The organism is Scytonema hofmannii PCC 7110 (assembly GCF_000346485.2).
Classification (GTDB): domain Bacteria; phylum Cyanobacteriota; class Cyanobacteriia; order Cyanobacteriales; family Nostocaceae; genus Scytonema; species Scytonema hofmannii.
The window spans coordinates 1,847,708-1,861,967 of sequence record NZ_KQ976354.1 but is presented as its reverse complement, the minus strand read 5'-3'; the positions used below and the strand labels follow the sequence as shown (position 1 = coordinate 1,861,967).

Here is a 14,260-nt window from a genome sequence, read left to right as displayed (position 1 = left end):
GCCTATTGAGTTCACGCGTAAAGTTAACTCACAATTGAGTGTGTGTGCTCTATTTATGGAATCAATTCACTCTCACACAAAAACAAAATAGTGTTTATAAATGCTTTCAATTCTGGACATAAATTCACTGCATCCATCAAATTATTTTTTTTCAAAATGCTTGCTGCATCACGAATCTTACTATAACTACGTTTACATTTACCTATTTCAAATATTTCTTTAATACGATATGAGGGTGGGTTATCATGATTGACTTGTTCAGGTAAGCCACTAGGTGCTGACTTGTTATGCTCAGCTAATTTTTGAATGGTTGACCAATAGGGTAACAACCAAGCTTCAAAATCATACTGAGCTACGTGAGGATAAAACTTGGTATGGTTCCCTACCCAAGCGTTCATTTTAGCTTTGGCATCCGTTGCATCTATAAAATCATCTGTTCCCGTGTATACATCTGTTAATGCAATTACAGCATTATAAGCGTCTTTGCCAGTTAGCAAATTTTCAACAATACGCTTGAGTTTTGCTTCTTTAGGAATGCGACCATCATAAGGTATAAACTTAAGTCTAGGCATTTTCTGTTGTAACCGCAATTTAAGAAAAGCTGCTAAAATCGGCTTAAAAGCTGTTTCTGTTGCGCCTTCAACTAAAATAGCTATTTTCATGGACGACCACCTAATAAATTCATTGCCCAAACTTGATCTAAGCTATAGTCTTCTAGCCATTTCTCCAGATCTAATGAGTCAGACCAAGTCATAGTGGTTGTACCATCTTCAGCATCACAAACTAATACTTCTTTAGGCTGTAAAAATCTTACTAATCTATCTGAATGTGTTGCCACAATTAGCTGAGTTCGTTTTGAAGCTTCTCTCATTAAATCAGTAAGCAACCGCAATAATTCAGGGTGCAAACTGACTTCTGGTTCATCTATTAGAGTGACAGCAGTTAAATCTGGGCTTTGCAGGAGTGTTACCAACCAGAGAAATCGCAAAGTACCTTCAGATAGCTGGTGCATATAAAGGGGTCGCGAGAAATTTTTATCTTTCCAAGTCATCGCCAAAGTTCCTGCTGCTACTGGAGGAAATCCCAATCGCTCAAAATCAGGAAAAGCTGCAGCAAGCGTATCCTCTACAATTTCAAACCGATTCGGGTCAGTTTCGCGCAGATAATAAAGGCAAGATACTAAATCTTCTCCATCAGAACCGGGCAATGTTACCGGACGCATAGATTGAGGTAAACGAACCGGACTTTTAGGTACAACATTCAATGCCCCATAAAACGTGCAAGAAGCTAGCTGTTTGCGGAAATTCTCTGGTTCTTGGTACATTTTGGGAACTTGAGAAAGAGAAGTTTCATAGGGATTATGTTCCCAATTTGGACGAATTAACTCATATCGCTGTGGAGTAGAATACTTTACGTCCAAACCACGAGAATCAATATGCTTGAAAGGTTGAGAAGCTTGAGGAGCGCGCTGTTGGCTTAGGGTTTCCAAAGCAATTTCATAAAACTGACCTTTAGGAATAAGCTTGAGATAGTAATTTAACGGTTCCCCATGAGTCAAAGCCATAGATAAGTTAAACACCAGACTATCGGCTTTGTCACGAGTCATAATTTCACTAAGACCACTGAGTTCAGAAATTTTTAACTCAAGCTGACCTTTTGCTGATGCTGCTAAGAGTAAAAAAATCTCTAAAAGGGAGGTTTTGCCTACCCCGTTAGCTCCAATCATCACAGTTAGGGGACGCATTTCAACGTGTACGTTGTATAAGCGCCGATATCCTTCAATAGTAATTTCTTGAAAAGAACTCATAATGCACTTCTTGTAAACTGTTATAGTAGCTATTGTTTTTTACCATCTACACCTTCTTATTCTCGCTTACTCCAATGCTTTAAGTTAGTCGTTCATATCACTTTATCAGCTGACTTGAAGTGAGAAGTGAAGCGTCAGGAGTAAGCAATAGAAAAAATATGATTTTTATCCACCCTGTTCTTACTATGCCCCATGCTCTATGACCTGTTTTAAGCTAGCTACCTTACATAATGCCATATAAATGTGCTTAAAGGTACTCTATTTAAAAAAACACGTATAATTATGCTATATTTGGAACGATTTTCTCAGTAACCTTACTTTAAAAGTTGTCATTATGTACAATGATGAACTCGAATCACGTCAATTATCCTTAGAGGAGCTATTTTTAGATCCGAATAATCCTCGCTTTTCCAGCGAACGTGATAAGTTAACTCCTGAAAATAAAATTCCCGATCCAAAAATTCAAGAGAAAACTTTGAAGAAAATGAGCGAAAATTTTGGAGTGAAGGAGGTTCGCGATAGTATTCTTCGCAATGGATTTCTGCCAATGGATCGCATCGTTGTACGTCCCATTAATAATCATGGAAATAAATATGTTGTTGTCGAGGGAAACCGTCGCCTCTCAGCGCTCAAAAGCCTCCATCGTCTAATAGAAGAGAGTGAAATAAACGAGGAGGGAATTAATGAGGAATATCTCGAAAAGCTGAAAGCAGCAACTCAAACTATCGAAGTACTTCTTTATAAAGGTTCTTCTAACGACATCTCGTGGCGTCTTCAAGGTATCCGTCATATTTCAGGGATTAAAGAGTGGTCTCCCGCCCAACAAGCTATTCTTATTGCACGCCTAAAAGATGAAGATGGATATTCTTTTACTGAGGTGGGACAACAATTTGGGCTTAGTGGAAAAGCTATAGGGCGGCTGTATAGGATTCACAAATCCTTAAATCAAATGCGGACTGACGATGAGTATGGTGATAAAGCGCAAAACGACCAGTTTACTTTATTTGATGAAGCATATAAGCATAAAACGGTACGTGATTGGTTAGAGTGGGATGAAAATGAGTATAAGTACAAAAACACAAGCAACTTAAAACAGTTTTATAGCTGGATTGTTCCAGATGAAGAGCATGAAGAAAAACTGCGACGTATTAAAGATCCTCGACATATGCGATATTTAGCAGAATTATTAGATAAAAAAAGGCCTGATTTACTCAATGCCATCGAGCGCCATGAAATGACTATCGAAGAAGCTTGGGGAAGAATAGACGCAGCATCAAATAATAACGGCTATGATTGGGTAGCAGAAATAGATAAAGCAAAAAAGGTAGTCAATGGACTGCCATTCCAAATTTTTCAAGAATACCCAGCACCTTTAAAAGAAGCACTTATTGAGCTACATAGCCTTGTTCAAATGGCATTGTCCAATTTAGAAAAATAGATTTGGTATATGATGGGCATTGCTCAAATTATTCGAGAATTAGCAGCCGATCTAGCAAATGCTTCAGTAAATGTAGAAGTTGTGAATTTGCAGAGGGTTCTAAGAGAACGCTTACAGCAAAAAGGAGTTTCATCATTAAAAGCGACTGAAATTTCTGAGAATTGGGTCGAACGCTTGCAGCAAGAACTTGAGGAGCAACTGGTAGAGTGGGACTTACTAGGAATTCCACGACCTTTGGTACAAGCTAGTTCACCATTTACGTTCATTACATTTCGACATCGTAACTACCAGCCGACATTGGAAATGCAGGGAATTTCGACAGACTTTCCTGAAGTGTATAATTTCATCGCATCCCTTTCACCACGTGAATTTTTACTTGTTCCTGCGTGTCTTCTCCAGCTTGCTGGCTGCAATCCAATTCTAATTACTGATGGTAGTGGTGATGGGGGGGTTGATTGTGTTGGTCAAGTGATAGCAGGACCTGCACGCTCACTTTGTATTTTCGCACAGGCACGAACCAGTTCAACGGAAATTACTAAGGATTCTGTACAACTGGAGTATGCAAAATTTCGAGACCTTCAAAGAACGGGTCAATTTGCTGAGTACTTGGCCGCATTAGGAACGGGTAACTCTGCTGACGGTCGAGCAGTATGCTACGCCATGTTTGCTAGTGCTGAATTCAAGGAGCCATCTCGAGAGTATGCGCGACGTGAAGGGATCTTATTGCGATCGCGTCGGCAAGCAGCTTTTTGGCTGAGCCAAAGTTTCAGTGTTGATAGCCTGCGTCAGATGCGGCAAAAGCTTGGTACAAGCTTAATTCGGAATCTCAGCCAAAATCTTGCGCCAGTGATTACACCATATCGTCGAGATATAGCTTTTGCTACATTAAGACCACCACAGATTTGAAAAAAAGAATCAGCTCGTAGTTATTACGGTTATAAGTACAGGTGCTTATTGATATCTTTAAGGTTATAAAGTATTGCTAACGATTGCTATTTTTGTAAAAATGATTTACACAGTAGTTAGAGTAACTAGCTTATAAAGTGACTGCTTGATTTTAACCAGCTAATGAGAAAGGTGTTTTGCCACTATACGCATAACATCTAGACAAAAGCGATCGAGGGTCACTGCCAAGATACCAGCAAAACAGGACACGTTGTAAATAAATGTTGAAGAACGTGCTTTATAGATTTACTAACTTGCCCAAAAATGATATTGGGAAAATCAAAGCTTTACATGGTAATATCAACTCTTCACCTTCTTCAATACCTTAAACTTGTCCATTAATGGTCAATTTGGGGAATGTTTTCATTGCTCGAATCTCTTACAGTTCAGCTATGAAACAACGGTAAATCAAGGATTTGGATAATCTGATTAACAAAACTTTACAACGTGTTCCAATTTGCGCGTATCTCGGCAGGCACCCAAGAAGGCAGGACAAGCAAGGGGAATGAACGGCTATGGCGTCAAATAGTTTTTTCGCCTTGGTTAGTTTGGTAGACCGGGCTGGATCGTACCAGCCTAGTCTATCTATACAAGACTGCATAAAATTACGCAATCTTCTTGAACGAGAACACCTTTAGAAGTACATAGGAAGCCTTTTTGCTTTCCCCGCTCACTTAACTCAAACTGTTATAACTACTAAAACTGTTGCTCTGGTGACTTAGTTTAACTCCATGCCAGCCGCGACCTATAGTTGTTAACTATCAACTAATTGGGAGGTCAGCTAATCGTCGCTTACGTAAATTTTTTGCTAAAGATGCTGGGTCAAGACCATTATCTTGATAAGCTTGCATAGCACGTTTTCTCCATTCCAAGTTAGCTTCACCAGGAAAACTACGTTTTAGCTCACGTAGTACAGTAATTGCTTTTTCAGCCCAGGCTTGAAAATCCTGCTGATTCCAATAGCACAAACCTTGTGTATGAGGCTTTGCACCATTGGTAATACTTTTACATGGTGTAACCACAACAGGTATGATTTCTGATTTTTTGCAAAGTGATGAAATATTCTGTTTAATCCAGTTAGGGTGTAAAGTTGCTTGTTTAACTTTGTTGGCTCCTAGTGGATTTCCATGATTATCAGTTGAATGGTCTTCAAATACAATACAAAAGTCATCATAAGCAATCCACCAGGGATCTGGATCAGCATCTCCGTTAGAATTTCCAGCTTGATAACCCAATAAACGCCCTAATCTTTCATGCCCATTTTCAAAGGCTTTGGAGTCTTTCTGAGTATCCTTCACTCTCTGGAGATTATCAAGAATTCCTTTTACCTGTGCTTCAAACTTTTGATCATTGTAATTGCCATATTGTGACAACTGTGATTCTAGTCCTTCAATAACAGAAGTCAGCCTAAATTTATCAACTTGATTTTCTTGATCTTCTTCTATACTCAACCTAGAGAGTTGATAGAGCCAACTAACCCCTTCAGTAGTAGAAGCAGCACGCTGAAAGAAATCACGGGCGACTCCTTCCATAGAAGCAATACCACGTTGTGCTGCTATCCAAGCTGCACTTCCAGCAAGGTAGCACCAAAAAGCTCTATATCCTTTAACATCATCTCCACTCAGGGAACTTAATACAGAACGACATTCTTCAACTGCCTTTTCAAAATTTCCACTCCAAAGTGCGTTTTGATATCTAACTTCATGAGCAACAGATGCCTGTAATTTATCTAAGCCTGGAAGTTGAAATTGTTCTAAATTATCTCTCAAATCTATAATCTCTTTCTCTGCTTCATTCCAATCTTCTTTATGTTTTAGAAAAATTTGCAAATTTTCAATAAAATCCGATTCTTGAACATCTTTAGATTGCTCAATTCCATACTCTATCTCAGCTTGAATTTCTGGATGCAAATATTTTCTTTTATCCTTATCTAGTAGAAAACTATTCAATTCTGCTCCAAGAACTACCACTGCGGCATAGTCATTATCTGCTCTTGTACAACGACCAACTGCCTGAACAATCCTAGTTAACACACGGTCATTAAAAAGAATACTTGCTGGCATTCGTGTCACTAAAAATTTTTCTTGAAGATTTATTGATTTTTGCAATCCTTTGACTATTAATAAACGACATTCATCACCTCCCAAATCAATACCATCATATCGGTTTGCAACTATAGCTACTGCTCTCTCTTCAGATATAAAAGGCTGCTTTGAATGCTCAATTTCTTTAGCATCAAATATTTTATAGCTAGTCGCTGTAGATATCTGTATTTCGAGTTGATTTGCAGTAGAATCATTCGGAACAAGGACAAGAGTTCTTGGTGTTTCTTTGATCATATCTATACCAAGATTGAGTGAAGCTTGTTCATCAAGAGACCTTTCTGGAAAAAAGAAAAAGCGACGACCAATGCCCTGTTGATCCCATCCATCTGGAACTGGTAAACGAAATATTTTTTCTGTACCTGCAAGCCTTTCTAGTTCTCCCCCTTCTCCTAATGTAGCAGACATATATATGCGTTGTTTAGGATTGGAAAATGGTTGATGAGTACGAGTAGGTGGTAAAACAGGACGAATTAATATAGAGTGATAGCTACTGTATATATGACATGAAAATAAGTGATCTCTTAGCACAGACCAAGAATAATATAAGTCGCTTATATCTTTATTAATATGTGTATCCAGTATTCTAGTTATTTCTTCAAGTCTTTCATACAGGAATGGAGTAGGTATTTTTTCAACCCATTGAATATCTCCTAAATCAGGAGAATTAGAAATCAAACGTGAATAGTGTGCATCTAGAACTATTCCACGCATTGCTGAAACTAAACTTTTAAAAAGAGTGTTATGTCTCGGATTATTTCGCTCAATAGAAAGAGACCAATATTTTGCTATGTAATTTTCAGCAGAATGGGCATCATCAAGAATTATTATGTCGGCATTGTTAAAGAATGTATTTGTATTAAAAAATCCACTATAAGTAGTGATAGCAATAGTTTCGGCATTAGTATACCAGGGTTAGCGCGTCTCAAATTCTGTTGACAGGCGGATCATAGTATGGAGTTCGAGTTTGAGACAGCCGCCGCCAGTACAGAAAGCATATACTGATCGTTCATAGCGGCTCGCCGTGACTTTTGGCGAATACTGCGGCGAAAAGATGTTTCTTGTTCTAAGGCATTGAGTGCAATGCGACGTAGTAAAGCAAAATTTTGTGGGCTGTGTAGAGAACGAATCCGACATTCATCTTCATGGAAACTTGATCTAATGTCCAATGAACAGAATTTTCAATTCCCCAGTGTTGTCGAATTGCGCTACCAATCTTGTTAGCATCACTGGTGAGACTAGAGATGTAAAATTGCACCTCGTGGGTAGTTTTATTCCAATGCTGAATTGAACGCACTACCATCACCACTGTTGTCAGTCCTACCCAATCATCTTGTTCATGAAGTGCAGGAAGTTGTGACACTGACACAGTGTAAACTTGACGATTTTCGATTCTGTGATGTCCCTTTTCTACCCGTTGACTAATATTCACATCAACACCTTTAAAACCAAGAGATAGGGAAGTTTCAAACCAATTCTTCACTTGTTGGTGTAGTGTGGGATGATTATCTTTGAGGCTCAAAATATAATCAGAACCACCTTCTCTAATTTTTTTGGCAATTGATTTCTGTGTACCCATTGCATCAATAGTAATGATGCAGCCAGATAAATCTAGCATTTCTAAGAGTGCTGGTATGGCCGTGATTTCATTCGATTTGGCGCTCACCTTCGTTTGTCCCAAGACCAAACGGTGTTCTTGAGACCAAGCACTGACCATATGTAAAGCTTTCAGCTGAGATGTTCGGTCATATGAGCCTTTGAGAGCTTTGCCGTCTATGGCGACTACTTCTACTCCTAAATTCTCAACTAACGATTGCACCCACACTCGAAAACATTGCTCAAATTCTTTGGGGTTAATTCTCTCAAACACTCTCCTAAAAGTATCGGGGCTGGGGATTCCGAAGGGCAGTTCTAGAAATGTCTCCAACCATTCTTTTTTATTTATTCCATATTCTTCAATATCTTCCCAACCTTGAGCACCGGCAATGACTGCCAAAATAGAAATGGTGATAATATCAGTCAGTAAATGCCATCTCGTCCTTTCTGCTCTTGGGTCTTTTACTTGTGTGAAGTATTCTTGAAACTTACTGGTAATGTCAAAACTGTCTACGCTGGGTGTCAAAGATTTTTCAGTTTTACTTTTCTTTTCAAATCCTGTTGGCATGACGACAGATGTTGCAGCTAGATGGATTAAATCTTACCCTAGCTCAGATAGTGCCACTTTGTTTTAAACCCTATTACCGCTCAAGTCAGTCCTCTTGTCAATAGGGTTTGAGACGCGCTGACCCTGATTAGTATACTCAGCCTTGATATTAGGAGAGTATTCAATTTGTTTACCTGTAAAAGCATTTGCTTTTATCCCACAAATGGTTAATGATTGTTCTACCACCTGATTCACAAGCTGAACAGTAGGGCAAAGATAAACTACTTTTTCATTAAAACGGCAACGCCGCCATTCTCCGAGCACAAGACCCACTACTGTCTTACCGCTACCAGTTGGAAGTTGTAAGGCAACATCTGGTAGGTTGAGAGTTTCTGGCTGACAATATTTTCTAAGTATGTCAGCTTGGTGAGAAATTAACCCTTTTGATTGTTTATTTTTAATATCTCGGAAAAGTGCTTCAGGGTTTTCGGCGGAGGTGTGAGAATGACTAACTTTTTTGAGTGCCATGTTTTTGAGACGCTGAGTATCTGGTTATAATTTATTTTCGGATTCCCCAAGAATAATCTCTTGGCTTTTCATATTATTACCAAATTCACAGTTAATTTTTATTGTTACAGCTCATTGCTGCTCATGACAGCTTCGCCACTTCCCCCAACCTAAGGAAAAATTAATCCGCGAGTGTTGCTCGCCCTTAGTGCAGCACCTCTTGCTCTGCTTCCCGCCTGATAAATTTCCTTTTTTGTCAATAAACTGACTTTTTCTGGACATCCAGAAAAACTCTCTTGCAAGAGTAAAAGCTAATGGGCTAGGACTTACGCATTGACAATGTGGACAAAATATGCATTTAAGAAATCGAGCTATGAACAGGCGATCGCCAATCTCCAGAGACGTTATCAGACGGATAATACTGATGTGTTTCTATGAGGGTTCGGACTATCAGAGCTACGACCAAACCATCCACAGCCAAGTGTAACCTGAACATTTACACGCTGTTCCTACTGGCAGAATCAAAATATTCAGGATGTGTGCGTTTGGCAGAGATTATGGAAGATTTGTCACATGATAGTGTCAATAGGTTTTTACTGCGAGAGCGTTATGAACCCAAGGATTTATTTGATGAAATCAAGGTACATATTAATTTAGCAGAGCAGGGCTGTATTGACCGAATACAAGCATTTTCCAAATAAAACTGCAATGACAGATAACCTTCACGACCAAGTTCTGCACTACCCATCATGAGGCGGGCAAGATGCCCGCACTACAAGAACTTGATTTTATGTACTACTTTAAGGTAGATGCGCCCCACTCAGTCAAGAAAAGTTTCCTCCTACGGCACTATCAACACGGGACAGGGGGAAAGATTAATGACGCGAGCTGTCACGCTATCTTGTGACCCCTCATCTGTTAATCCCAACCCGCGACAGCCCATGATGATTAAATCTGCTCCTATCTCATCTGCAACATCGCAGATGGTAAAAGCTGGTTTTCCTTGCCGTTCAAGAGTTTCAGATGGAATTCCTTGTTGGGAAAACAAGGATTTGGCATTTTCCAGTAGTTGGGCTACTGTCTCTGGGGATGTCATTACACTTCCAGTGGAATCTGTAACTTCTTCAACCACACTCAGTAGCACCAAGTTACTACCATACTTTTGCACAATATTCACAACCACATCGGCTGCTTCTCGTGCTTCTCGGCTTTGGTCAATTGGAAATAATACAGTTTTGAACATTTGGATTCACCTCCGCCCCCTGAGTCGGTAAAATCTGGATGGGTCTACTTATCAAAACATATCAAAAAGGCAATCAGGAGGTTCGTAACGTGTCAAAGAAATCTTTGGCAAATTTGTCTACAGCAGACTTGTCTGGTAAACGCGCCCTAGTGCGAGTTGACTTTAACGTACCTCTAGATGATGCCGGTAACATCACAGATGATACTCGCATCCGGGCAGCTCTACAAACCATTCAGGATTTGACGCAGAAGGGAGCTAAGGTAATTCTAGCAAGTCATTTTGGACGACCCAAGGGTGTCGATGATAAACTTCGCCTAACTCCGGTTGCCAAGCGCCTCTCTGAGTTATTGGGGCAAGAAGTTGTGAAAACTGATGACTCCATCGGCGATGATGTTGCTGCCAAAGTCGCAGCATTGCAAAATGGTCAAGTTCTCTTACTAGAAAACGTCCGTTTTTACAAGGAAGAGGAACAAAATGACTCTGAGTTTGCCCAAAAATTAGCTGCAAATGCAGATTTGTATGTTAATGATGCTTTTGGTACAGCACACCGCGCTCATGCTTCTACTGAAGGTGTCACAAAATACTTAAAACCTTCTGTTGCTGGTTATTTGATTGAAAAAGAATTGCAGTACCTGCAAAACGCTATCGAGAATCCCCAACGTCCTTTGGTGGCTATTATCGGTGGTTCCAAAGTTTCCAGCAAGATTGGTGTGATTGAAGCCCTTCTGGAGAAGTGTGACAAGCTGATCCTGGGTGGTGGTATGATTTTCACTTTCTTTAAAGCTCGTGGTTTAAATGTCGGTAAGTCTTTGGTGGAAGAAGACAAGCTGGAATTAGCTGAGTCTTTGGAAGCTAAAGCAAAGGAAAAGGGCGTAACTTTCCTGCTTCCTACTGATGTGGTAGTCGCAGATAAATTCGCTGCTGATGCCAACTCACAAGTCGTGAGCGTGGAAAATATACCCGACGGTTGGATGGGGTTGGATATTGGTCCTGACTCTGTCAAACTCTTCCAAGATGCCCTTGCTGATTGCAAAACGGTAATTTGGAACGGTCCAATGGGTGTGTTTGAATTTGATAAGTTTGCTGCTGGTACTGAGGCAGTTGCCCAGACTCTTGCCGAGATTAGCAAAACAGGCGCGATCACCATTATTGGCGGTGGTGATTCCGTCGCGGCTGTGGAAAAAGTTGGTTTAGCCGACCAAATGAGCCACATCTCCACTGGTGGGGGCGCTAGCTTGGAGTTGCTCGAAGGTAAGGTACTACCCGGTATCGCTGCCTTGGATGAAGCGTAAAATACGATAATGGTTGGTTGTTAGTGGTTAGTAGTATTTCCACTAACCACTAACAACTATCCACTATCCACTAACAAAAAATGATAAGATGGCTTGAATGGGCGCAAAAATTGCAAGCGATCGCTCAAATTGGTCTGACCTATTCTCAAAATCCTTACGATATCGAACGGTTTAAATCAATACAGGTAATTGCTGCTGAAATCGCAGCAACTCATTCAAACGTCGAACATAGCTACATTCTTGATTTATTTACCCGTGAAGTGGGATACGCAACCCCCAAGGTTGACGTGCGCGGAGTCGTGTTTTGCGAAAATCAGATTTTGTTAGTTAAAGAACGTGAAGACGGTTGTTGGACACTACCTGGCGGATGGGCTGATGTAGGAGAATCCCCTAGCGAAGCAGCCGTCAAAGAAGTTCTCGAAGAATCAGGTTATCTTACCCGTGCTGTCAAATTACTAGCCGTTTATGACAGAGACAGACAGGGACATCCACCACATGCAAATTACATATATAAGCTGTTTTTTCTTTGCGAACTTCTTAGTGGTTCTCCATCACCTAGTATTGAAACGGAAGAAGTCAGTTTTTTTCCAGAAGATGGCATTCCAAAACTTTCTCTTGGGCGTGTGACACCAACTCAAATCACTCGACTTTTTGAACATCACCGCAATCCAAATTTACCCACAGACTTTGACTAGAGCGCCAGTCCGGTAGTTAAAATGGGGTCAAAAAACCCGGTTTCTCTCTGCGGTCAAGCTTGGTATCTCATATACTCAACGATGAAGTTACCGGGTTTTTGGGATTAGTAGACTGACGCTCTAGATTGAAGAAGTCGGAAATCTAATCAGTTTTATATGTAAACTACGAGAAATACAATTAAAATACTTTTAGAAGCGCTAAGTTTCTTGTTATACCCTGTTTGAGTATTTATTGATACTTTTAATTTAAGTAAAATCACTAAGCAAGGTGCTCGCCGATCTAAAGTTTTTCTAAAATTTTGAACTTTAACTGTTTATGACCCCAATTTTACAAATAGGTTCGCAAATTATTACAAAAAGTAATATCGTTCCTCTACTCAAGCAGTACGGGATACTCCCGCAGTTGGTACAAGAAATGGTCGTAGAATCGGCAATTTCTAACATTACCCTGTCACAAGAAGAAACAGTTCAGATCTACAAGCAGTTTTATCAACAGCAACAGCTGAATTCTGATGCGGATCTCCAAGCTTGGTTGCAATCCCGTGGAATAGACCGCAAACAACTCGATTATCAAGTGACCCGCAACGTTAAGCTCGAAAACTTTAAGAAAACGACTTGGGGCGATAAATTGCAATCTTACTTTGTCCAACGCAAAGCAAAGTTAGATAGAGTTGTTTATTCTCTGATACGGGTTAAAGATATTTGTATTGCCCAAGAATTGTACTTCCGAATTCAAGAAGGAGAACAATCGTTTAGCGAACTGGCTCGCGAATATTCAGATGGTCCGGAAGCCCAAACAGGTGGTATACTCGGTCCTGTGGAGTTAGGAGTTCCCCATCCAGCTTTAGCTAAAATGCTGTCATCAGTTCAGCCCGGTCAACTTTTGCCTCCCACGCCTTTAGGTGATTGGATTGTGATAGTGCGGCTCGAAAAGTTTTTGCCAGCACAATTGGATGAAGCAACAAAGCAGCGTCTAGTGAATGAATTATATGAAAATTGGCTGCAAACTCAGTTAAAAGAATGCATGCAAAATATTAAAGAGGAATTTCCAGAAATTCAAGATGAATACAAGGGAATTAAGAGCCTTGATAGCGCTTCCCGTGTAGTTAATTCTGAGGCAAATAATTTAAGCTAGGGCAATAGAAGGCAAATATATGTGGAGGTGGTAACTTATGACCCACGCCCTACCTAAATTAGTAACCTACGAAGAATTTATCGACTGGTATCCAAACGACGGAAAGCGCTATGAATTACGCAATGGAGTTATTATTGAGATGCCACCGCCAACTGGAGACCATGAAAAAGTTGTTGGATTTTTAGCCGAGAAAATTACCATAGAGTATGTCAGATTAGGGTTACCGTATCGTATCCCCAAAACTGCTTTTGTTAAGACACCTTCTGCCAAATCCACTTACTTACCCGATATTTTGTTACTAAACCTTGATAATCTCAGGAATGAAGTTCTTTTTCAAAAACAGTCAACAGTCACTCAATCAACATCTGTCCCCTTAGTAGTCGAAGTCGTTAGCACTAATTGGCGGGATGATTATCACCTCAAGTTTGCCGATTATGAGGAAATGGGCATTCCTGAATACTGGATTGCGGATTATGCCGGGTTGGGAGGACGTGATTTTATCGGGAATCCCAAACAACCAGCTATGTTTGTGTGCGAACTTGTAGATGGGGAATATGTGAAGACTTTGTTTAGGGGTAATAACCAAATCGTTTCCCCCACTTTTCCCCAACTCAACATCACCGCACAACAGATTTTTGATGCGGCTTTGTAAAGGAAAACACTTAAACAAGCGTAGGTTGGGGTCAAGCCTGAAGCTACCCCATTAGCAGTTGAAATTGAAGGCGATTGAGAATTGTCAGCACGACCTAAGCATTGCATCGAGAGCATATCACTTTTTAGAGAGAAAAACTGTGATTCTGGGTAGTGCTAGAAAGAACTACTCCCTTTCCGCCAGAAAATTACCTATTAAAAAACCGCTCCTGAGCCAAGGACGCCAAGAAAAAGAAAGTTATTGAGCGGTAATCTTACACCGGGAAGGGAGTAATCAGAGTTTACCCGTAACAATTCACGTC

12 protein-coding genes and 2 pseudogenes are annotated in these 14,260 nt (G+C 40.2%); 7 read left to right on the top strand and 7 right to left on the bottom strand.

What is annotated here, in order from left to right; translation table 11 throughout:
• Positions 1 to 53: 53 nt before the first annotated feature.
• Positions 54 to 662 carry a DUF4276 family protein gene (locus WA1_RS08015; protein WP_017749042.1) on the bottom strand — a complete coding sequence of 203 codons (609 nt, stop codon included), beginning with the start codon at positions 660 to 662 and terminating at the stop codon, positions 54 to 56.
• The gene (locus WA1_RS08010) at positions 659 to 1,807 is read right to left on the bottom strand and encodes an AAA family ATPase (RefSeq protein WP_017749043.1); all 1,149 of its coding nucleotides are present in this window, start codon (positions 1,805 to 1,807) and stop codon (positions 659 to 661) included. The genes WA1_RS08015 and WA1_RS08010 overlap by 4 nt, the downstream gene beginning before the upstream one ends.
• Before the next feature lie 334 nt (positions 1,808 to 2,141).
• Between WA1_RS08010 and WA1_RS08005 the strand changes: the two genes are divergently transcribed.
• Positions 2,142 to 3,245 carry a ParB N-terminal domain-containing protein gene (locus WA1_RS08005; protein WP_017749044.1) on the top strand — a complete coding sequence of 368 codons (1,104 nt, stop codon included), beginning with the start codon at positions 2,142 to 2,144 and terminating at the stop codon, positions 3,243 to 3,245.
• 9 nt (positions 3,246 to 3,254) lie between these two features.
• Positions 3,255 to 4,151: a hypothetical protein gene (locus WA1_RS08000; RefSeq protein ID WP_026135279.1), complete on the top strand. Its 897-nt coding sequence runs from the start codon at positions 3,255 to 3,257 to the stop codon at positions 4,149 to 4,151.
• A gap of 800 nt (positions 4,152 to 4,951) precedes the next feature.
• Here WA1_RS08000 and WA1_RS07995 read toward each other — a convergent pair.
• The 4 genes and pseudogenes from WA1_RS07995 to WA1_RS58060 form a co-directional block, all read right to left on the bottom strand.
• On the bottom strand, positions 4,952 to 7,006 hold the full coding sequence (locus WA1_RS07995) for a helicase C-terminal domain-containing protein (RefSeq protein ID WP_081402859.1): 2,055 nt from the start codon (positions 7,004 to 7,006) through the stop codon (positions 4,952 to 4,954).
• Between the two features lie 233 nt (positions 7,007 to 7,239).
• Positions 7,240 to 8,456: pseudogene (locus tag WA1_RS07990) on the bottom strand (ISAs1 family transposase).
• 63 nt (positions 8,457 to 8,519) lie between these two features.
• Positions 8,520 to 8,963, bottom strand: a complete 444-nt coding sequence (locus WA1_RS07985) for a DEAD/DEAH box helicase (RefSeq protein ID WP_066612797.1) — start codon at positions 8,961 to 8,963, stop codon at positions 8,520 to 8,522.
• Between the two features lie 337 nt (positions 8,964 to 9,300).
• Complete coding sequence (locus tag WA1_RS58060) at positions 9,301 to 9,438, bottom strand: hypothetical protein (RefSeq protein ID WP_169886872.1); 138 nt, start codon at positions 9,436 to 9,438, stop codon at positions 9,301 to 9,303.
• Here WA1_RS58060 and WA1_RS07980 point away from each other — a divergent pair.
• Positions 9,392 to 9,592: pseudogene (locus WA1_RS07980) on the top strand (IS701 family transposase); the annotation flags it as partial. The gene WA1_RS58060 and the pseudogene WA1_RS07980 sit on opposite strands and share 47 nt — an antisense overlap.
• Positions 9,593 to 9,783: 191 nt before the next feature.
• On the opposite strand, the gene WA1_RS07975 reads toward WA1_RS07980, so the two are convergent.
• Entirely contained in the window at positions 9,784 to 10,185 is a 402-nt protein-coding gene (locus WA1_RS07975; RefSeq protein ID WP_017749048.1) for a universal stress protein, read from the bottom strand.
• 89 nt (positions 10,186 to 10,274) lie between these two features.
• Here WA1_RS07975 and WA1_RS07970 point away from each other — a divergent pair, with 89 nt between their 5' ends.
• The 4 genes from WA1_RS07970 (at position 10,275) to WA1_RS07955 (ending at position 13,959) form a co-directional block, all read left to right on the top strand.
• Complete coding sequence (locus WA1_RS07970) at positions 10,275 to 11,477, top strand: phosphoglycerate kinase (RefSeq protein WP_026135280.1); 1,203 nt, start codon at positions 10,275 to 10,277, stop codon at positions 11,475 to 11,477.
• Between the two features lie 80 nt (positions 11,478 to 11,557).
• Positions 11,558 to 12,172, top strand: a complete 615-nt coding sequence (locus tag WA1_RS07965) for an NUDIX hydrolase (protein ID WP_017749050.1) — start codon at positions 11,558 to 11,560, stop codon at positions 12,170 to 12,172.
• A 316-nt stretch (positions 12,173 to 12,488) separates the two neighbouring features.
• Positions 12,489 to 13,307 carry a peptidylprolyl isomerase gene (locus WA1_RS07960; protein ID WP_017749051.1) on the top strand — a complete coding sequence of 273 codons (819 nt, stop codon included), beginning with the start codon at positions 12,489 to 12,491 and terminating at the stop codon, positions 13,305 to 13,307.
• A gap of 37 nt (positions 13,308 to 13,344) precedes the next feature.
• A complete protein-coding gene (locus WA1_RS07955) occupies positions 13,345 to 13,959 on the top strand; it encodes a Uma2 family endonuclease (RefSeq protein ID WP_017749052.1) in 615 nt (204 codons plus the stop codon).
• The last annotated feature ends 301 nt before the right edge of the window (positions 13,960 to 14,260 follow it).